The organism is Streptomyces longisporus (assembly GCF_039532765.1).
Lineage (GTDB): Bacteria > Actinomycetota > Actinomycetes > Streptomycetales > Streptomycetaceae > Streptomyces > Streptomyces longisporus.
Genome location: NZ_BAAASG010000001.1, coordinates 171,100 through 190,728, shown reverse-complemented (window position 1 = coordinate 190,728; position 19,629 = coordinate 171,100). Strand labels below are relative to the sequence as shown.

16 protein-coding genes are annotated in these 19,629 nt (G+C 72.1%); 10 read left to right on the top strand and 6 right to left on the bottom strand.

What is annotated here, in order from left to right:
* Positions 1-159: 159 nt before the first annotated feature.
* Positions 160-2,433 (bottom strand): hypothetical protein, encoded by a 2,274-nt coding sequence (locus tag ABD355_RS00815; protein WP_344397974.1) that lies wholly within the window; start codon positions 2,431-2,433, stop codon positions 160-162.
* A gap of 147 nt (positions 2,434-2,580) precedes the next feature.
* Positions 2,581-2,832, bottom strand: coding sequence for a helix-turn-helix domain-containing protein (locus tag ABD355_RS00810; protein ID WP_344397973.1), 252 nt, complete (start codon positions 2,830-2,832; stop codon positions 2,581-2,583).
* Between the two features lie 32 nt (positions 2,833-2,864).
* Here ABD355_RS00810 and map point away from each other — a divergent pair, with 32 nt between their 5' ends.
* The 7 genes from map to ABD355_RS00775 all read left to right on the top strand — a co-directional run bounded on the left by map (position 2,865) and on the right by ABD355_RS00775 (position 11,247).
* Positions 2,865-3,641 carry a type I methionyl aminopeptidase gene (gene map / locus ABD355_RS00805; protein ID WP_344397972.1) on the top strand — a complete coding sequence of 259 codons (777 nt, stop codon included), beginning with the start codon at positions 2,865-2,867 and terminating at the stop codon, positions 3,639-3,641.
* Positions 3,642-3,979: 338 nt separating this feature from the next.
* Positions 3,980-4,090, top strand: coding sequence for a keywimysin-related RiPP (locus ABD355_RS00800; RefSeq protein WP_344397971.1), 111 nt, complete (start codon positions 3,980-3,982; stop codon positions 4,088-4,090).
* A 25-nt stretch (positions 4,091-4,115) separates the two neighbouring features.
* Positions 4,116-5,960, top strand: coding sequence for a lasso peptide isopeptide bond-forming cyclase (locus tag ABD355_RS00795; RefSeq protein WP_344397970.1), 1,845 nt, complete (start codon positions 4,116-4,118; stop codon positions 5,958-5,960).
* Between the two features lie 24 nt (positions 5,961-5,984).
* Entirely contained in the window at positions 5,985-6,239 is a 255-nt protein-coding gene (locus tag ABD355_RS00790) for a lasso peptide biosynthesis PqqD family chaperone (RefSeq protein ID WP_344397969.1), read from the top strand.
* Positions 6,236-6,661: a lasso peptide biosynthesis B2 protein gene (locus ABD355_RS00785; protein WP_344397968.1), complete on the top strand. Its 426-nt coding sequence runs from the start codon at positions 6,236-6,238 to the stop codon at positions 6,659-6,661. The genes ABD355_RS00790 and ABD355_RS00785 overlap by 4 nt, the downstream gene beginning before the upstream one ends.
* A gap of 8 nt (positions 6,662-6,669) precedes the next feature.
* Complete coding sequence (locus tag ABD355_RS00780) at positions 6,670-8,541, top strand: ABC transporter ATP-binding protein (protein WP_425585688.1); 1,872 nt, start codon at positions 6,670-6,672, stop codon at positions 8,539-8,541.
* A gap of 168 nt (positions 8,542-8,709) precedes the next feature.
* Entirely contained in the window at positions 8,710-11,247 is a 2,538-nt protein-coding gene (locus ABD355_RS00775; protein WP_344397967.1) for an ATP-dependent Clp protease ATP-binding subunit, read from the top strand.
* A gap of 75 nt (positions 11,248-11,322) precedes the next feature.
* Here ABD355_RS00775 and ggt read toward each other — a convergent pair whose 3' ends face one another.
* Entirely contained in the window at positions 11,323-13,131 is a 1,809-nt protein-coding gene (gene ggt, locus ABD355_RS00770; RefSeq protein WP_344397966.1) for a gamma-glutamyltransferase, read from the bottom strand.
* Positions 13,132-13,274: 143 nt separating this feature from the next.
* On the opposite strand from ggt, the gene ABD355_RS00765 reads away from it, so the two are divergent.
* Positions 13,275-14,033, top strand: coding sequence for a hypothetical protein (locus ABD355_RS00765; protein WP_344397965.1), 759 nt, complete (start codon positions 13,275-13,277; stop codon positions 14,031-14,033).
* A gap of 116 nt (positions 14,034-14,149) precedes the next feature.
* On the top strand, positions 14,150-15,715 hold the full coding sequence (locus tag ABD355_RS00760) for a CocE/NonD family hydrolase (protein WP_344397964.1): 1,566 nt from the start codon (positions 14,150-14,152) through the stop codon (positions 15,713-15,715).
* A gap of 36 nt (positions 15,716-15,751) precedes the next feature.
* On the opposite strand, the gene ABD355_RS00755 is transcribed toward ABD355_RS00760, so the two are convergent.
* Entirely contained in the window at positions 15,752-16,285 is a 534-nt protein-coding gene (locus tag ABD355_RS00755) for an ATP-binding cassette domain-containing protein (RefSeq protein ID WP_344397963.1), read from the bottom strand.
* A 130-nt stretch (positions 16,286-16,415) separates the two neighbouring features.
* A complete protein-coding gene (locus tag ABD355_RS00750) occupies positions 16,416-16,823 on the bottom strand; it encodes a DUF6278 family protein (protein WP_344397962.1) in 408 nt (135 codons plus the stop codon).
* A 166-nt stretch (positions 16,824-16,989) separates the two neighbouring features.
* On the opposite strand from ABD355_RS00750, the gene ABD355_RS00745 reads away from it, so the two are divergent.
* Entirely contained in the window at positions 16,990-18,756 is a 1,767-nt protein-coding gene (locus ABD355_RS00745; protein ID WP_344397961.1) for an SGNH/GDSL hydrolase family protein, read from the top strand.
* Positions 18,757-18,846: 90 nt separating this feature from the next.
* Here the strand turns inward: ABD355_RS00745 and ABD355_RS00740 are convergent, their stop codons facing one another.
* Positions 18,847-19,626, bottom strand: coding sequence for an exodeoxyribonuclease III (locus ABD355_RS00740; RefSeq protein WP_344397960.1), 780 nt, complete (start codon positions 19,624-19,626; stop codon positions 18,847-18,849).
* Positions 19,627-19,629 lie beyond the last annotated feature (3 nt).

Sequence of the window (19,629 nt, the reverse complement as noted above, 5' to 3'; positions counted from 1 at the left end):
CGTCAGAGCCTCTACGCCCGTAGAACAGGCCGTAGAGGGATGAACGTAAGCCTCCGGGAGAGCCTTGCCAAGACCATCGCCGTTAACCCGCGGAGTCGATCACGTTTCGCACTCCTGTGGAGGAGCGCAGGGGCCGGTGGGACGGGTGGTCGGGGTGTGTCAGGCGGTGAAGCCGGCGACCCGGAGGGCGTGCACCAGATCCCAGTGTCGCTCTTCGGAGACGCCCTGCGCGGCCTCCAGGAGGAGCGGCACCAGGGTTCCCGGGTCGGGCTCGGCGCTGCGGGCCGCCTCCTCGGGGGTGCGGACGCGGACGTATGCGTCGAGCAGCGCGCGCACCTCGCGCTCGCGCCCCTCGCCGGACAGTGCCAGTACGGACTGCCCGATCTCGCCGGCGGGCCGGGCGACGCCCTGCCGCAGGATCTGCTCACCGTCGTCGCCGCGCCCGGCCGCGACCAGGGCGTCCGCGGCGGCCACGAGCCGGTCGGCGGGCAGCGAGGCGGCCTCCCACAGCAGGGTCGCCCAGTCGGCGCCGAGCCCGGCGCGCTGCAGTTCCGCGGCGAGCAGCGGGAACCGGGCGGCGGGCCAGTGGGCGGCGTCGACGAGCAGGGCGTGCGCCTCGCCGCTGCGCCCCTCGGCGCGCAGCCGCACCAGCCGCTCGACGGTCACGACGACCTCCCGCGGCCCCGCCGCGTCCAAGGGCTCGGCCTGCGGCTGCTGCGGCTGCTCCGCCACCTCGGCGGCCCCGGCGAACCGCGCTCCGCGCAGGACACGGCCGGTGGCCTTCGGAGCGGGCAGCACGGGCGCGGCGGTCGGCGGTACGGCGACGGGGGCGGCCTGCTCCTCGACCATCCCGGCGAACCGCGCACCGCCTCGACGGCGCTTGCGCTGTTTGGGGGCGGGGGGCTCAGGGGCGGGCTGCGCCACGCTGGAGGGGGTGGCGTGCGGCTGGGGCTCGTACGAGACGGGACGCGCCGCCTCGAACGGGCCACGGGGCTGCGCCGCACCGCGGGCACCGGACCGTTGGTCCACGGCACCTGCGCGCGCCCCTGCCGGACCTTGCCCCGACCCTGCGGGGCCATGGTCGTACACCGGCGCCGCACCGGAAGCAGCCGCCTCGAAGGGGCCGTCCGGCTGCCCCACACCGCGCTCATACGAACCGCTGCCCACCGCAGACCCGTGCGAGCCTTGCCCCACCCCCGCGGGACCACGGTCACGCGGCTCGTACGACCGCGCCGCACCGGAAGCAGCCGCCTCGAAGGGGCCGTCCGGCTGCCCCACACCGCGCTCATACGAACCGCTGCCCACCGCAGACCCGTGCGAGCCTTGCCCCACCCCCGCGGGACCACGGTCACGCGGCTCATACGACCGCGCCGCACCGGAAGCAGCCGCCTCGAAGGGGCCGTCCGGCTGCCCCACACCGCGCTCATACGAACCGCTGCCCACCGCAGACCCGTGCGAGCCTTGCCCCACCCCCGCGCGACCACGGTCACGCGGCTCATACGACCGCGCCGCACCGGAAGCAGCCGCCTCGAAGGGGCCGTCCGGCTGCCCCTCCGCGAGGCCGCGCCGGTACGAACCGCTACCCGCCCCCGCCGCCCCCGCGCCGGAGGCAGCCCCCTCAACGCGACCGCCCTGCTGCCCCTCTGCAACACCGTGGTCGTACGGGCCGCTCCGGGCCCACGCAGGGCCACCGTCATGCGAGTCGGTCGGCTGGGTGGCGCCCGAGGCGCCCGCCTCGAACCGCTCCCGTGACCCGGCTGCGGGACCCGCGTCGTACGCGCCGCGCTGGTGCGGGAAGCCCTGGCTGTGGGTCTCGTCGCCGTCCGTGGGTGGCGGCTCGTCCGGGGGGAACTCCCTGTCGATGCGGTAGACCGCGCCTTCCGGGATGCGGGCCCGGCGGATCGCCGCCGCCCTGCCGTCCGCCGTGCGGCTTTCCAAGTCGGCCATCCGGGCGCGGAGTTCGGCGCAGCGGGCGGTGGCCCGTTCGTGGTCGTCGCGGGCCCAGGCCAGGTCGAGGCGGAGGGCGTCGGCCTCCTGCCGGGTGGCGGCGGAGGCGAGCCGACGGCCCAGTTCCGCCTGGCGTTCAGCGGCGTAGCGCTGCTCGCGGAGCATCACGTCGAGCCGGTCACCGAGCGCGTCCCGGCCGCCGGGCCGGGCGTCGTGCGCTGACAGCGCGGCGGTGTGCAGCGCGCGCGCCCGCTCCTTCTCCTGGGCGGCGGCAGCCGGACCGTACTCCGCCGCGAGGTCCTGCAGAAGCGCCTCCACCACGTCCCAGGGCGGCACTTCACGCCCTTCGAGGCAGGCCCGCATCCCTTCGGGGTCGCGCTGCCAGAAGACGGCGCACCAGCCGCCGCCCTGATCCAGACGCGCCAGCAGGCCGTTCAGGTAGTTCACGAACTCCCGTACCCGGCCCGGGAGTTGATCCACAGCCATCGCCCAACTCCTGCCAGACCGGAGCACTCCGGTCCGTTAGACAACACGAGCCGTGTTACAGGAGCGCTACGAGAAGTTTTCCGACGGGACGCAGAGTACGCCCCGCCTGCCGGAACGTGACGTGCGCGGGGGCAGCTCTTGGCGGACTCATACCGCGAGCGGCGCGCAGGCCCCGGCGAGTTCGTCCATCGAGAGGCCGAGCGCGCGGGCCAGCGCGGCGACCGTGAAGAAGGCCGGCGTCGGGGCCCGGCCCGTCTCGATCTTCCGCAGGGTCTCCGCGGAGATCCCGGCGTCCGCCGCGACGTCCGTCATGCTCCGCCCGCCGCGGGCCTCGCGGAGCAGCCGTCCGAGCCGCTCGCCGCGTTCGCGCTCTTCGGGGGTGAGAGGGGTGCGCACCATGCCGTCATTCTAATACCGGTATAGTAATTGGCATGGTGGAGCTGAAGACAGACACATCGATCGACGCCATGTACGAGGCGGGACAGGTGGTCGGGCGCGCCCTGACGGCCGTACGAAACGCCGCCGACGTGGGCGTTTCCCTGCTGGAGCTGGACGAGGTGGCCCGCGGGGTGCTGCGCGGGGCCGGGGCGTCCTCGCCCTTCCTCGGGTACCGCCCCTCCTTCGCCCCCGTCCCCTTCCCTGCCGTCATCTGCGCCTCGGTGAACGACGCGATCGTGCACGGCATCCCGACCGGCTACCGGCTGCGCGACGGCGATCTGGTCTCCATCGACTGCGGCGCCGAACTGGGCGGCTGGGTCGGCGACTCGGCGACCAGTTTCGTGGTCGGCGAGCCGCGCCCGGCGGACGTGAGGCTGATCGAGACGGCGGAGCGGGCCCTGGCGGCGGCCATCGAGGCGGCGGTGGTCGGCAACCGCATCGGCGACATCGCCCACGCGATCGGCACGGTGTGCCGCGCCGCGGGCTACGGCATCCCGGACGGTTTCGGCGGCCATGGCATCGGACGCCGTATGCACGAGGACCCAGGGGTCCCGAACGAGGGCCGCCCGAGGCGCGGCCTGCCGCTGCGCCATGGCATGGCCCTCGCCATCGAGCCGATGCTCATCGCGGGCGGCCGGGACGACTACCACGCGGCGGCGGACGGCTGGACCCTGCGTACGAACGACGGCTCACGCGCGGCTCACGTGGAGCACACGGTGGCGATCACGGAGGACGGCCCCCGGATCCTCACCGCCCGGCAAGCTCTTTGAGCAAGCCGCCCACCGGCCCCGCCGGCGCCGGACATGGTGCGTGCCGACTGCCGGGCCGCGCGCTCCGGCGGCTCCCTCCCCGGATTTTGTGCGCGGTACGCTCCGCTCAGAGCGAGACACAGATGGGAACGTTTCTTCGCGCACGCGTACGGCAAATCGCCAGCAGGCGCACCCTCTCGCGCCCGGCACGTGCGCCGACGTCAGACCAGAGGCATCTGCCTTTTCATACCGTCATACTTTCAGGCCGCCTCTTGCGCCTTTCTCACGTTCCGCAGCTAGCTGGTGCTGCGCCCGCTGCCCACCCGGGGAGTGGGACACCACCGCAGTGAGGAGTAGTCATGAAGAAGGCATACGAAGCGCCGACGCTCGTCCGGCTCGGTACGTTCCGCAAGGAGACGGGGCTCCTTCAGCGCTCCGGCAACGACCGAGTGATCTTCAGCAAGAACTGACGGGCGACGGCACTGACCCGACGTCATGACTGAACTGCACGATAGTGCGGGGACGGGCCCCGGCGACGCGGACTTCGCGGTCTTTCCGGACCGCGAGGACGCGGCCGCCGTGGCCCGCTCCTTCGCCCGCCCCGGTAGCCGGACCCTCGCGCATGCGTCGGGCCGGCCCTGGCTGGTCGGCCACTGGCACGACGACGAGATCGTCACCGCGAGCGCCGGGAGTGCCACCCTCGCCGTCATCGGCTGCTGCCCCGTCGATTCGGCGCAACTCCGGCGTATGGCCGCACGGCTGAGGGATCTGACGGAACTCGACGCGCCGACCCGCTCCCTCCCCGGCAGCTTCCACCTCGTCGCCGCCCTCGACGGACAGGTCCGGGTCCAGGGCACCGCCTCCGGCCTGCGGCTGGTCTTCCACACGGAGATCGACGGCGTCCGGGTGGCCGCCACCCGCGCCGACACGCTCGCCGCCGCGCTCGGCCTCGACCCCGATCCGCAGGAGCTGGCCGTCCGGCTGCTGTGGCCGGCCCCCTACCCCCTGTTCGAAACCTCCCTGTGGCGCCCGGTCACCGCTGTGCCCCCGCAGGACGCCGTGATCGTCGCCGCGGACGGGCGCACCGCACGGCACACCCGCTGGTGGACGCCGCCGGAGCCGGTGCGGCCGCTCGCCGAGGCGGCGCCCCTGATCCGGACGGCGCTGGAGGAGGCCGTGGGCGCGCGGACCCGGCAGGGCGGCGTGGTGAGCTGCGATCTGTCCGGCGGTCTGGACTCCACCTCCATCTGCTTCCTGGCCGACCGTTCCCCCGCCCACGTGGTGGCCAGTACCTGGCCGGGCCGCGATCCGGCGGACACCGACCTGCAGTGGGCGCAGCGGGCCATCAAGCACCTCCCGGACGTCGAGCACGTGGTGTGGGACGCCGACGCCTCGCCGCTGGTCTACGAGGATCTGCTCGGCATCAACGACCTCCTCGACGAGCCCACCATCGGCGTCATGGACCGCTCCCGGGTCCTGCACCACCTGCCTGGCCTCGCCGCACGCGGCAGCCGGTTGCACCTGACCGGAATCGGCGGCGACCACGTGGCATGGTGCTCCGACGCGTACTACCACCGGCTGCTGCGCACCCGTCCGCTGTTCGCCCTACGCCAGTTGCGCGGGTACCGCGCGCTGTGGCAGTGGCCACTGGGCGGCACGGCCCGCGCCCTCGCCGACTCCCGGCCGTACGGGAAGTGGCTCGCCGACGGAGCCGGCCGGCTGCGTGGCCCGTTGCCCTCGTCCGTCGCGACGAGTCTCGGCTGGGGCATGGCCCCGCGCCTGTTCGACTGGGTGACCCCCGAGGCCGAGCGGATGGCCCGCCGGGCACTGCTCGACGCGGCGGCCACGGCCTCGCCGCTGCACCCGGACCGTGGACTGCACACCGACCTGGAGCAGATCCGCTCGTGCACCCGCGTCATCCGGCAGTGGGACCGGATGGCGGCGCGCGCCGGCCTGCCGATGGCCTCCCCCTTCTTCGACGACCACGTCATCGAGGCGTTCCTCGCCGTCCGTCCGAGCGAGCGCGTCACTCCCTGGCAGTACAAGCCCGTCCTGAGCGCCGCGATGCGCGGAATCGTGCCCGACGACTGCCTGCGGCGGGCCAACAAGGCGACGGCCGCCATGGACGCCGCCGACGGACTGCGCCGGCACCGCGGCGACCTGCTGGCCCTGTGGGAGGGCTCACGGCTGGAGGCGCTGGGCCTGGTGGACGGCGCCGAGCTGCGCCGCCTCGCCCAGCGCCCGACCTCACCGGGCCTCTCCGACGCCATCCTCTACTCAACCATCGCCGCCGAGGTGTGGCTGCGGGGGCTGTCCCACAGCCGTGCCCGTACTCCCTGAGAACCCCGTCAGAAAGGCGAGCACATGCCCTTGCGGTTCGACGCGCACATCTCCACGGCCGAGACCGACTACGGCACCGTATTGCTGGACGAACGAGCCGGAACCTACTGGGAGTTGAACCCGACCGCCACCCTTGTGGTCCGTACCCTGCTCGACGGCGGCGAGGAGGCGGACGCGACCGCCGCACTGGTCCGCGAGTTCGACATCGACCGGGCACAGGCCCAGCGGGACGTGGAGGCGCTCGTCCGTCATCTGCGTGAGGCGGGGCTGGCCTCATGACGACACCCAGCGCGCTGGAACGCCCCACCGGTGTGCCGCTCGGCCGTCGGCTGGCCGCCCGCCTGGTGCTGCTCCCCGCCGTCGGGCTCGCCCTGCTGCCGCCGCGCCGTATCCGCGCCGTCCTCGCATTCCTGCGCCGCGGGGCCGCGCCCGCCACCACCGCGCAGGCCCAGGACGCACGCGACGCCATGTGCGCCGCCAGCCTGCGCTGCGCCGGCCCGAAGGGGTGCCTGCCGCGCTCCCTGGGGGCCGCTCTGCTGTGCCGGCTGAGGGGGACGTGGCCGACCTGGTGCACCGGAGTCCGCGTCGTCCCGCCCTTCACCGCGCATGCCTGGATCGAAGCGGAGGGCCGCGCCGTGGGCGAGGGCCTGCCCGACGGCTATTTCGCCCGGCTGGTGGCCGTCGAGCCGGCAGACCGATGAGCGGCGGCGTGGCTGCGGACACCGGGCCGGCGGCGGGCAGCACGGTCGCGGGCCTAAGGTCCGACGACGAGGCCGCCGACGAGGACCGGTCGACCCGCGCGGCCGTGGCCACGCTGTACGGGCTCACCGCCGGGCACCGGACCGCCGCCGCCGTGGCCACCGCGCTCACGCTGGCCGGCTCCGCGCTGGGACTGGTCCAGCCGCTGGTGGCCCGGCACGCCGTGGACGCGAGCGGCCGCGGCCAGGTCATCTGGCCGCTGCTGGCACTCCTCGGCGCACTGTTCCTCGCAGAGGCGGCGATCGGGTCGGCGGGGCGCTTCCTGCTGGAGCGGATGGGCGAGGGCGTCGTACGGCAGCTCCGGCTCGGCCTGGTGGGGCGGCTGCTCCGGCTGGAGATGCGGGAGTACGACCGCCACCGCAACGGCGACCTCATCTCCCGGGTCACCGCCGACACCACGCTGCTGCGCGAGGTCGTCTCGCAGGCCCTGGTCGACCTGGTGACCGGAAGCCTCGTCGCGGCCGGAGCGGTGATCCTCATGGCGTGGCTCGACCCGCTGCTGCTGCTTCTGGTCGCGCTCACCGTGGCCGTCGCCGCTGCCTTGGTCACCTCGCTGCTCCAGGGCCTGCGGAAAGCGTCCGAGCACATGCAGGAATCGGTCGGTGCCGTCGCCGCCGACCTGGAGCGGGCCCTGGGCGCCCTGCCCATGGTCCGGGTGCACCGCGCCGAGGACCGCGAGGCCGCCCGCATCGGGGGCCGGGTCCAGGAGGCCTACGACGCGGGGGTCCGCACGGCGAAGCTCGCCTCCGTCATGAGTCCCGCCGTCGAACTCGCCGTCCAGGGCTCCTTCCTCATCGTGCTCGTCGTCGGTGGCCTGCGGGTCAGCGGTCACGCCGGCTCTCTCGGGGATCTCGTCGCGTTCCTGCTGTACGCCTCGTATCTCGTCCTGCCGCTGTCCTGCGTTTTCCACGCGGTGGGTCTGGTCCAGCGCGGCATGGGCGCATACCTGCGCGTCGACCAGGCGCTGCGCCTCCCCGTTGAGCACACGGGGCCGCCGGTCGCGCAGGCGCGCCCCCGCCACCGGCCTGTACCGTCCGTGCCCGCCGACCGGCCCGCGCTGGCGCTGCACGACGTCCGGTTCGGCTACGACCCGGACCGTCCCGTGCTGTCCGGCGTGACCTTCGCCGTACCCCACCGCCGGCACGTCGCCCTGGTGGGCCCGTCGGGAGCCGGCAAGAGCACGGTCTTCGCGCTGGTGGCGGGGTTCTACGAACCGGACGCGGGAACCGTGCTGTTCGACGGACGGCCCGCCGCCGAGCTCGGCCGCGACGCCTGCCGCCGGCGCATCGCCGTGGTCGACCAGAACACCCATGTCGTCCACGGCACCCTGCGGGAGAACATCACCTACGCCGTCCCCGACGCCCCGGCGGCCGAGGTGCGGCGGGTCCTCGCGCTGGCCCGGCTGGAGGAACTCGTCGACCGGCTGCCCGGCGGCCTGGACGCCGTCATCGGTGAACGCGGCAGCACCCTCTCGGGCGGCGAACGCCAACGCGTCGCCCTGGCCCGCGCCCTGCTCGCCCGCCCCGCGCTGCTCCTGCTGGACGAGCCCACCTCGCATCTCGACGCGATCAACGAAGCTGCGCTGACCGGCGTGATGAAGGAGATCGCCCAGGAATGCGCCCTGCTGGTCATCGCCCATCGCCTCTCCACCGTGCAGCACGCCGACCGCATCGTCGTGCTCCATGAGGGCCGCAGCGTCGCCGCCGGCGACCACGAGGAACTGCTCGCCCACAACCCCCTCTACCGCGACCTGGCCACCAGCCAGATGCTGCGCCCCGGCGCACCGTCCACCGACCGTGCGGGCCGTCGGGCGAACGACTGAGGAAGACCCGCCGGGCGGGCGCTGGAGGTGCCCGTGGCCACCCTTCGTGCGAAGGTGTTCTACGGGCGTGCGCCAGGGTGTAACCGGCTCCCACCCGGGTTACCCGACTGCGGCACGTCGATCAGCGAGGGCGTCCCGGGCCCCGCAGGGACGCCGGATGGGAAGGCCATGACCAGCGGCTTCAGCAGCCCCGAGGGCTACGACCCCTTCGGAGAATTCCTCGCCCGCTTCTTCGGCGGCCCGCGCCCGGGCCCCCGGCAGATCGACATCGGGAGGCTGCTCAGTCAGCCCGCCCGGGAACTGGTCCGCGGAGCCGCCCAGTACGCGGCCGAGCACGGCAGCCGGGACCTGGACACCCAGCATCTGCTGCGGGCCGCCCTGGCCAGCGAGCCGACCCGGAGCCTGCTCAGCCGGGCCGGGGCGGATCCCGACTCGCTGGCGTCGGAGATCGACGAACGCTCCGGCCCGGTCCAGCACACGGCGGAGGAGGCGCCGCCGCCCACCTCGCTCTCCCTCACCCCCGCCGTCAAGCGGGCCCTGCTCGACGCCCACGACCTGGCGCGGGCCAGCGGCGCCGGTTACATCGGCCCCGAGCACGTGCTCAGCGCCCTGGCCGCGAACCCCGACTCGGCGGCCGGGCACATCCTCAACTCGGCCCGTTTCGGGCCCACCGGGCTGCCGCCCGAGGCACCGGACACCACGCAGACCCGTACCGAGCACACACGCGCCACCGGCACGCCCACCCTGGACAAGTACGGCCGCGACCTCACCGAGCTGGCCCGCGAGGGCCGTATCGACCCGGTGATCGGCCGGGAGGACGAGATCGAGCAGACCATCGAGGTGCTGTCGCGGCGCGGCAAGAACAACCCGGTGCTGATCGGTGATGCGGGCGTCGGCAAGACCGCCATCGTGGAGGGGCTCGCGCAGCGCATCGCCGACGGGGACGTGCCCGACGTACTGATCGGGCGGCGGGTGGTCGCCCTGGACCTCACCGGTGTGGTCGCGGGTACCCGCTACCGCGGTGACTTCGAGGAACGCCTCAACAACATCGTCGGCGAAATCCGCACGCACTCCGACCAGTTGATCGTCTTCATCGACGAGCTGCACACGGTCGTCGGTGCCGGCGGAGGCGGCGAGGGCGGCGCGATGGACGCCGGCAACATCCTCAAGCCGGCGCTCGCCCGCGGCGAGCTCCACATCGTCGGCGCCACCACCCTGGAGGAGTTCCGCCGGATCGAGAAGGACGCGGCACTCGCCCGCCGCTTCCAGCCGATCCTGGTGCCCGAACCCTCCGTACCGGACACCATCGAGATCCTGCGCGGCCTGCGCGACCGCTACGAGGCCCACCACCAGGTCCGCTACACCGACGAGGCCCTGGTCGCCGCCGTCGAGCTGTCCGACCGCTACCTCACCGACCGCCGGCTGCCGGACAAGGCCATCGACCTCATCGACCAGGCCGGCGCGCGGGTACGGCTGCGGGCGCGCACGAAGGGCACCGACGTACGGGCCCTGGAGCGCGAGATCGAGCAGCTGACCTGCGACAAGGACCAGGCGGTCGCCGACGAGCAGTACGAGCAGGCGACCCAGCTGCGCGACCGGATCGTCGAGTTGAAGAAGCGCATCGCGGACACCACGGGCGGCGACGAGGCCGACGAGGGGCAGCTGGAGGTGACCGCCGAGGCGATCGCCGAGGTGGTGTCCCGGCAGACGGGCATCCCGGTCGCCAGTCTCACCCAGGAGGAGAAGGAGAAGCTCCTCGGCCTGGAGGAGCACCTCCACGAGCGGGTCGTCGGGCAGGAGGAGGCCGTCGCCGTGGTCGCCGAGGCCGTGATGCGCTCCCGCGCCGGACTCGCCAGCCCCGACCGGCCGATCGGCAGCTTCCTCTTCCTCGGCCCGACCGGCGTCGGCAAGACGGAACTGGCGCGGGCCCTCGCGGAGGCCCTCTTCGGCAGCGAGGAGCGCATGGTCCGCCTGGACATGAGCGAGTACCAGGAACGCCACACCGTCAGCCGCCTGGTCGGCGCCCCGCCCGGCTATGTGGGCCATGAGGAGGCGGGGCAGCTCACCGAGGTCGTACGCCGCCACCCGTACTCGCTCCTCCTGCTCGACGAGGTGGAGAAGGCTCACCCGGACGTCTTCAACATCCTGCTCCAGGTCCTCGACGACGGCCGTCTCACCGACTCCCAGGGCCGCACCGTCGACTTCACCAACACGGTCATCGTGATGACCAGCAACCTGGGCTCCGAGGCGATCAGCCGGCGCGGCGCCGGCATCGGCTTCGGGCCGGGCGGTGCCGACGCCGACGAGGAGGCCCGCCGCGAACAGATCCTGCGTCCGCTGCGCGAGCACTTCCGCCCCGAGTTCCTCAACCGCATCGACGAGATCGTCGTCTTCCGCCAGCTCACCGGCGACCAACTGCGGCAGATCACCGACCTGTTGCTGGAGAGGACCCGCCGCCTGCTGCAGGCGCAGGGCGTCACGGTCGAGTTCACCGCCCCGGCCGTCGACTGGCTCGCCGAACACGGCTACCAGCCCGAATACGGCGCCCGCCCCCTGCGCCGCACCATCCAGCGCGAGGTCGACAACCAGCTGTCACGACTGCTGCTGGACGGCCGGGTGGCGGAGGGCGGCCGCGTGACGGTGGATGTCGAGGACGGCAGGCTGGCCTTCCAGACTGAGGACCTACCAATCGCTCCAGAGCTATAACGGGGTTGGGCTGCAGCGCCCCGACAGGGGCGCGGTGAACTGCGCGACCAGCCCCCACGCGCCCGCAGTCGGGGTCTAAGGCGCAGGATCCACCACCTGTGCCGATCCCCCACCTCGCCGCACGGTCTCAGCCGCCGCCAGCCACTTCCCACCGGACAACCGCTGCACACCGGTGGCCGCACCGATCTCCGGGTTCAACTTGAACGAATGCCCAATGGCCTCAAGCTGCGCCCGCAGACTCCCCGCACCGGTGTCGTTGTACAGCGCGGGCTCCAGCTCGGTCTGCGCAGCATTCCGCTGACTGGCCCGCGGCGCAGCGATCGCATCGACCAGCGGCAGATGACGGTCGAGGAACTCGGTCAGCACCTGCAGCACGGTGGTGATGATCGTCGCCCCGCCGGGCGAACCGAGCGCGACCACCGGCTTGTCGTGCTTGTCGAGCACGATCGTCGGCGAGATCGAGGACCGCGGCCGCTTGCCCGGCCCCGGCAGGTTCGGGTCGTGCACCGCCGGGTTCGCCGGGGTGAAGGAGAAGTCCGTCAGCTCGTTGTTGAGGATGAACCCACGCCCGGGCACCGTGATCGCGCTGCCGCCGGTCTGCTCGATCGTCAGCGTGTAGGAGACGACGTTGCCCCACTTGTCGGCCACGGTCAGATGGGTGGTGTTCTCACCCTCGTACGTCGTCGGGGCCGCCGTACCGCCGGAGGCGCACGCGGCCGGGTGGCGCGGATCCCCGGGCGCCACCGGGCTGGTCAGCACCGCATTGTCCTTGATGAGGCACGCCCGCGAGTCGGCGTACTTCTGCGAGAGCAGTTCCTTCGTCGGTACGTCCTCGAAGGCGGGGTCGCCGACCCAGCGCCCGCGGTCCGCGAACGCGATCCGGCTGGCCTCGATGTAGTGGTGCAGGTACTGGACCTCGCTCGCCTTCGAGAGGTCCGTGTTCTCCAGGATGTTGAGGGCTTCGCCGACGGTCGTGCCGCCGGAGGAGGAGGGCGCGATGGAGTAGACGCCGAGTCCGCGGTACGAGGTCCTGGTGGGCGCCTGGAGCTTGGCGCGGTAGGCCGCGAGATCCTTGTCCGACAGCTTGCCGGGGCGGGCGTTCCAGCCCGAACTCGGGTCCACCGGTGGGTGGTTCACGGTGCGGACGATGTCGTCGCCGAGGTCGCCGTCGTAGACGGCGCCGATGCCCTTCCTGCCCAACTCCTCGTAGGTGCGGGCGAGATCGGGGTTCTTGAAGGTGGAGCCGACCACCGGAAGCTGCCCGCCCGGCAGGAACAGCTTGGCCGTGTCCGGGAAGTAGCGGAACCGGGTCTCGTTGGCGGCGGTCTGCGAGCGGAAGGTGTCGTCGACGGTGAAGCCGTCGCGGGCGATCCGCTCGGCGGGCTTGAGTACCGTGCCGAGTCTTCTGCTGCCCCAGTTGTCGAGCGCGGTCTGCCAGGTGGCGGGCGTGCCCGGGGTGCCGACGCTCAGGCCGCTGCTGACGGCGTCGGCGAAGGCGAGGGGTTTGCCGTTCTCCACGAAGAGGTTGGAGTCGGCGGTCAGGGGCGCGGTCTCACGGCCGTCGATCGTGTGCACCGTACGGGACTTGGCGTCGTAGTAGACGAAGTAGCCGCCTCCGCCGACGCCGGAGGAGTAGGGCTCGGTGACACCGAGCGCGGCAGCGGTGGCGACGGCCGCGTCGACCGCGTTGCCGCCCTTCTTCAGGACCTCGATACCGGCGGCGGAGGCGTCCGCGTCGACGCTGGCGACGGCGCCGCCGTAGCCGACGGCGACGGGCACCTTCTGCGGTGTCCTGGCGGCGGTCGGCGGCGCTGCCGCCCCCACCGACACCACGGCGGCCGAGACCGCCAGGACCGAGAGTTTCCGCGCGAGGGGGCGACGCATCCGTACCTCCAGTCAGGGACGTCCGCGCAGCGTAACCGCATTCTCCGGGGCCCCAACAGCCCCCTTCCGGCTGCTGTCATACGAATGCCATGGATCGAACACCGGTACGTACCAGCCATGTCGGCCCGCTAGCATGCGCGCCCATGAATGACGACGTGCGCAACATCGTCCTGGGCGTGGTCGCGGCCGGCATCAGTGCCGCGCTCGGCTGGCTGGCCCGTACCTATCTGTGGAAGCGGAAACTCCGCCGCAAGCAGGCGTTCTTCGGGCTGCCCGACCACTCCGAGTCGCTGCTCGTCGTCAACCGCGACGCCGGCAGCCCGGACCTCGCGGTGCACCGCTACGACGTGTTCGCGCTCCTGGAACTCGCCGCCCTCATCAAGGACTGCGGCGCGCACGCCGAGGTGATCACCCAGGACGCGGCCCGGCAGGGCTTCGGCGAGCGGACCGAGTTCTGCGTCGGGGGCCCGGGGTCGAATCGGCGCATGGCGGCGCACCTGCACGCCATGCTGCCCGGAGTGCGGGTGAACACGGACCCGGAGCCGGGCCCGGACCGGCTGGCGTTCCAGATCGGCAGCGAGCGCTACCGCATGGAGAAGGGCCTGTCCGAATACGTGCTGCTGGCACGGCTGACGGCCGGTCAGCCCGGTCTGACCCGCCCCGTCTTCCTGTTCAGCGGCCAGACCGCGATCACCAACCAGGCAGCGACCCGCTACCTCGCGCGCAACCACGAGCGGCTGGCCCGCAAGTACGGCAACAACACGTTCGTCCTGCTGCTGAAGGTGGTCAACTCACAGGCGTACGGCCCGGATGTCGCCGAGCTCGTCGCGGACGTGACCCGCGCGGCACAGGCACCCCTGCCGGCGCCCCCTGCTCCCCGCAACTCCCACCGCGCCTCCTGAATTCATTCACATGACAACAATCGTTACTGCCACGTAACTTACCGACGGGTTACCTCCGGTAAAGGGGCGAGGTTACCGTCTGGTCACTTTGCACTGACACGAGTGAGGAGTGACCCGTGGGAACCCATCGCAAGGCCCTGCGTACGACCGCCGTGGGCGCCGTCTCCGCGACTCTGATCGCCGGTAGCGCCCTCGGGCTCGCCCCCGCCGCCCAGGCGACGGACGCCGTCCGCTTCGTCGACATCACCGGCGACGGCGGCACCGTCCTCAAGGCGAACGTCCTCATGCCCGCGGGCGCCGACGGCACGCACCGCTACCCGCTGCTGGTGCTCCCCACGAGCTGGGGCCTGCCCCAGGTCGAGTACCTCGCCCAGGCCCAGAAGCTCGCCGACTCCGGCTACATCGTGGTCAGTTACAACGTGCGGGGCTTCTGGCAGTCCGGCGGGGAGATAGAAGTGGCCGGGCCACCGGACATAGCCGACGCCTCCAAGGTCATCGACTGGGCGCTCGCCAACACCCCGGCCGACTCGGCCCACATCGGCATGGCGGGCGTCTCCTACGGCGCCGGCATCAGCCTGATCGCCGCCGCGCACGACAAACGGATCAAGGCGGTCGCCGCGCTCAGCGGCTGGGCCGATCTGATCGACTCGATCTACTCCGGCCGCACCCAGCACGTCCAGGCCGGCGCCCTGCTGGACGGCGCGAGCCTGGTCACCGGCCGGCAGAGCCCCGAACTCCGGCAGATCTTCGACAACTTCTACGCCTCCAACCTGTCCAAGGAACAGGACATGATCAATTGGGGGAAGAAACGTTCGGCCGCAACATATGTGGATCAGCTGAACAAGAACGGCGCAGCGGTCATGCTGGCCAACGCGTGGGGCGACACGGTCTTCGCGCCCAACCAGTACGCGGACTTCTACGAGAAGCTGACCGGCCCGAAGAGACTGGAGTTCCGCCCCGGCGACCACGCCACCGCCGAGCTGACCGGCCTGTTCGGACTTCCCAACGACGTGTGGACGGACACCGAGCGCTGGTTCGACCACTACCTCAAGGGCGAGGACAACGGCATCAACCGCGAGGAGCCGGTCCAGCTCAAGCCCCGCACCACGGGCGGCTACGAGGGCTACCCGGACTGGAAGTCCATCGCCGCGACCGACCGGAAGATCGCCCTCGCCGGCACGACCACGATCCACACGAACGTCGACTCCGGGGCGGACGGCGGGATCGTCTTCCTGTCGAGCATCCTCGACCAGCTCGCCCAGCTGCCCCCGATGGCCTCGATCCCCCTGCTCCCCCGCCGCTGGGCCGCCGTCTGGCAGTCGGAGAAGTACGCAGCCGCCCAGCAGATCCGCGGCACGGCCCAGTTGCACACCACGGTCACCCCGACCAAGGAGAGCGGCACCCTCGTCGCCTACCTCTACGACGTGGGGCCGCTCGGCCTCGGCAAGCTGGTCAGCAACGCGCCGTACACCTTCCACGGGCGCACGCCCGGAAAGCCGTTCGGTCTCGACCTGGATCTGTTCTCCACGGCCTACGACGTCCCGGCAGGGCACCGGCTGGCCCTGGTCGTCGACACGGTCGACCCGCTCTACATCGAGCACAACCCGTCCGGCGCTCAGCTGACCTTCTCCTCGCCGGCGAACGACCCGTCGTACGTGTCGATTCCGCTGCGCAAGCAGTGATCTCCGGCTGCCGCCGGCCGGGCATGGCTCTGTCGCTCAGTGCTTGAGGATCTCGGACGGGAAGTCTTGGGCGCGCTCGCTGTGCGGGTCGGTGAAGAACTCCTCCGGGGCGCGGTCCTCGATGATGCGGCCGTCCGACATGAAGACGACTCGGTTGGCGGCAGAGCGGGCGAAGCCCATCTCGGGGGTGACGACGACCATCGTCATGCCTGAGGTGGGCTCGTCGAACAGGAGCGCTTCGGGCTCCTCCATGGTGAGGGCGCGGGCGACGGCCACGCTGCCCCAGTGCCTGAAGGGCCTGGGAGGTACCCCCAACTGTCGGCCGCCGGAGAGCTGCGCGGGGAACTTGGGCGCCTGGTCGGCGAGTCCGACGCGGTCGAGGAGCCGTGCGAGGGCCCTGCCCTCCTCGGGCAGCGGCTGCCCGCATGCGGCGGGCCTGCACAGCACCGAGAAGCAGCGGCCGACAGCACCCCCCGTCCTGCCGACAGTGAGGTCGATGTCCTGCAGGACATGCAACTCCCCGTAGTACTTGTTGACGTCATGCAGCTCGATCAGCGGATCGACGGCCATTCGCAGCCCTACTCACTCTCAGCTGTGTCGTGGTTGCCGCAAACTATCCGGACGCGAGTTGACTTACGTCACGACACGCACTTTTCGGGCATAAGCCGTATTTACGTCGATCTTAGGTCGGCTGCTCCGCTCATGTCTCCGCGACCTCGGCGTACAGCTGCGAGAGCTCGGGCACCCCGCCGGCCGCCCACTCGTGCCCGGAGGTCACGACGTCGAACTCGCGGCCCGAGGCGAGCCGTACGACGGGCCGGCCGTCCGGCCAGAGCCCCCAGGCCGCGCCGGTCACCGTGCGCACGATCACGGTGCCGAGATAGAGCCCGGCGTCGTTGCCGAGCCAGTGCAGCACCTCGGGGTCGTCCCGCCAACGCGGCAGCAGCTGGTCGAGCGCCTCCAACGAGGCTGCGGAATCGTCGAGTCGGACGCCCTCCTGGTACGCCTGCGAGCGAAGCAGTTCGCACTCGGAGAGGAGTTCGGCGATGCCCTCCGGGTCGGGGATGCCGTGCTTTTCATGCCGGTGGCCCAGAAAAGGGATCTTCATACCTCCCAGCGTGTCATTCGCACCGGCATGCGCACCACAGGCGCGCGGGCGGTCACTTCGGGGCTATTTCGCGGCGACTCCGTGCATGGCGCGTTGACGGGTCCCTCACGTCTCTCTAGCTTCGCGATGCGTCTTTCGTCCCACCGGTGAGCGGGAGGAGTCGGCCGTGCGTCGACGTGTGCGGGGATTCGCGGTTGCCATCGTCTCGTTCGCCTTCCTGGCGCCCGTCGTGTCGGCACGGGCCACTGCCGGCGACGGGGCACAACCACAGCCGCTGCAGCGGCTCTTCGACAACGTTGCCGTCAGCGACGACGCCCGTCCGGGTCTGGCGAACCTCGACGGCTACGGGGGTTCCCTGTCGGCACAGGACCTGACGGCGGCGGGCTGGACGCCCGGCCGTGCCCTCACCGTGCAGGGGGCCCGGCTGACCTGGCCGCGGCGGCTGCCGGGCGAGCCGGACAACGTGCTCGCCGCCGGACAGTCGGTGCGGGTCGGCGGACGCGGCGACGCGCTCGCCTTCCTGGTGGCGGGCACGGGCGGGGTCGGCGCGAGCGGCACGGGCGCGGTCTCGTACCGGGACGGCACCCGCTCCTCGTACACCCTGACCGCTCCCGACTGGCGCGCCGGCCCGCTCGCCACGAAGGCGGTGGCGCTGCCGCACATCAACACAGCCGACGGGCAACTCGCCGAGCAGGCACGGCTGTACGTGGTGACCGTGCCGCTGGTCCGGGGTCGCCAGGTGGCCTCGGTGCAGTTGCCGCGCGCAACCGGTGTGCATGTCTTCGCCCTGGCCGTGCGGTCCTCGGGCGCGGGCTGGACCGGCAGTTGGGCGGCCGCCACCTCCGGTGTCCGGGCCGTGGGGCCGTGGAGCGACCGGACGGTACGGCTGGTGGTGCACACGTCGGTCGGCGGGGCGCGGGTACGGCTGCGGTTCGACAACACGTTCGCGGCGGCGCCGGTACGGATCGGTGGCGCGACGGTGGCCGTGCAGAAAGAGGGGGCCACGGCTCGGGGTGTGCCGGTGCCGCTGTCGTTCCGGGGCGGGGCGAGGGTCGAGATCCCGGCCGGGGCCCAGGCGTTCAGCGATCCGCTCGGCTTCCTGGTGCCCGCGGATGCGAATCTGCTGGTCAGTTTCCATCTGCCCGGGCCGGTGGCCGCGGCACCCGTGCACCAGCTGGCGGTGCAGCGGTCGTACGTGAGCACGGCGGGCGACCATACGGCGGAGGGCTCCGGGGCGGCGTACACCACGACCCTGACCAGGTGGCCGTTGCTGACCGGGGTGGACGTGGGCGGTGGACCGGGGTCGGTGGTGCTGCTCGGGGACTCGATCACCGACGGGGACAGGTCCACGACGGGTGCGAACCGGCGGTGGCCCGACGTGCTGGCCGCACGGCTGCTGAAGCAGCGTGGGGTCCCGCACTACGGGGTGCTCAACCAGGGGATCTCCGGGAACCGTGTGGTCACCGACCGGTATCCCGGTGACGGGGTCTCCACGGACATGGCCGGGGTCAGCGCCCTGAGCCGGTTCGACCGCGATGTCCTCGCCCAGACCTCGGTGCGCACGGCGGTCGTCTTCGAGGGCGTGAACGACCTGCGGGGGCAGGCCACTGCCCAGCAGATCGTCGCCGGGTTGCAGGAGATCGCGGACCGGGGGCATGCGCGGGGCCTGCGGATGCTGGCCGGCACGATCCTGCCCTGCGAGGGCGAGGTGCGGTGCACGGCTGCCGTCGATGCGGAGCGCTCCGCGGTGAATGCGTGGATCCGGGGGGCCGGGGTGTTCGATGCTGTGCTGGACTTCGATGCGGTGGTGCGGGATCCGCAGCGTCCGGGGCGGATGCTGGCCGCGTACGACAGTGGGGATCATCTGCATCCTGGGGATGCGGGGCTCGCCGCGATGGCCCGATCCGTGGATCTGCGCGCTCTGGTGCCGTGACCGCCCTGGGGGCTGCGCCCCCAGACCCCCGCTTTCGGCCTGAACGGCCTCGTCCTCGAACGCCGGACGGGCTGATTTCGCACCCGGTGCCTACACGTCCAGGTCCACCACCACCGGCGCATGGTCCGATGCGCCCTTGCCCTTGCGTTCCTCGCGGTCCACGTAGGCGTCTGTGACTGACTTGGCGAAGGGGGCGTTGCCGTAGACCAGGTCGATGCGCATGCCGCGGTTCTTGGGGAAGCAGAGCTGGCGGTAGTCCCAGTAGGTGAAGGGGTGCTCGTACTTCAGAGGGCGGGGGACCACGTCCGAGAGGCCGGCCTCGCGGAGGGACGCCAGGGCTGCGCGCTCGGCGGGGGTGACGTGGGTGAGGCCCTCGAAGGCGGCCACGTCGTAGACGTCGTCGTCCGTCGGGGCCACGTTGTAGTCGCCGAGCACCGCGAAGGGGCGGCTGCCGGCCGCGTCGCCGGCGACGGCGGCCTTGAGTGCCTCGAACCACTGGAGCTTGTAGGCGTAGTGGGGGTGGTCCACCTCGCGGCCGTTCGGCACGTACACCGACCAGACGCGGACCGGGCCGCAGGTCGCCGAGATGGCCCGGGGCTCCTCGCTGCCGTCGTAACCGGGGTCGCCCGGCAGGCCCTTGACCACTTCCTTGAGGCCGACGCGGGAGAGCACCGCCACGCCGTTCCACCGGCCGGTCGCGTTCACCGCCGCCTCGTAGCCGAGGTCGCGCAGGTCGTCGAACGGGAACTGCTCCTCGGCCAGCTTGGCCTCCTGGAGGCAGAGCACGTCCGTGCCGCTGCTCTCCAGCCAGGCCAGGAGCCTCGGCAGACGGGCGGTGATCGAGTTCACGTTCCAGGTCGCAATGCGCATGCC

Coding starts and splice junctions, on each gene's coding strand:
- ABD355_RS00790 (WP_344397969.1), top strand. CDS start 5,985: ATGCCCTTGCGGTTCGACGCGCACATCTCCACGGCCGAGACCGACTAC.
- ggt (WP_344397966.1), bottom strand. CDS start 13,131: ATGCGTCGCCCCCTCGCGCGGAAACTCTCGGTCCTGGCGGTCTCGGCC.
- map (WP_344397972.1), top strand. CDS start 2,865: ATGGTGGAGCTGAAGACAGACACATCGATCGACGCCATGTACGAGGCG.
- ABD355_RS00785 (WP_344397968.1), top strand. CDS start 6,236: ATGACGACACCCAGCGCGCTGGAACGCCCCACCGGTGTGCCGCTCGGC.
- ABD355_RS00750 (WP_344397962.1), bottom strand. CDS start 16,823: ATGAAGATCCCTTTTCTGGGCCACCGGCATGAAAAGCACGGCATCCCC.
- ABD355_RS00810 (WP_344397973.1), bottom strand. CDS start 2,832: ATGGTGCGCACCCCTCTCACCCCCGAAGAGCGCGAACGCGGCGAGCGG.
- ABD355_RS00740 (WP_344397960.1), bottom strand. CDS start 19,626: ATGCGCATTGCGACCTGGAACGTGAACTCGATCACCGCCCGTCTGCCG.
- ABD355_RS00775 (WP_344397967.1), top strand. CDS start 8,710: ATGACCAGCGGCTTCAGCAGCCCCGAGGGCTACGACCCCTTCGGAGAA.
- ABD355_RS00765 (WP_344397965.1), top strand. CDS start 13,275: ATGAATGACGACGTGCGCAACATCGTCCTGGGCGTGGTCGCGGCCGGC.
- ABD355_RS00795 (WP_344397970.1), top strand. CDS start 4,116: ATGACTGAACTGCACGATAGTGCGGGGACGGGCCCCGGCGACGCGGAC.
- ABD355_RS00815 (WP_344397974.1), bottom strand. CDS start 2,433: ATGGCTGTGGATCAACTCCCGGGCCGGGTACGGGAGTTCGTGAACTAC.
- ABD355_RS00755 (WP_344397963.1), bottom strand. CDS start 16,285: ATGGCCGTCGATCCGCTGATCGAGCTGCATGACGTCAACAAGTACTAC.
- ABD355_RS00800 (WP_344397971.1), top strand. CDS start 3,980: ATGAAGAAGGCATACGAAGCGCCGACGCTCGTCCGGCTCGGTACGTTC.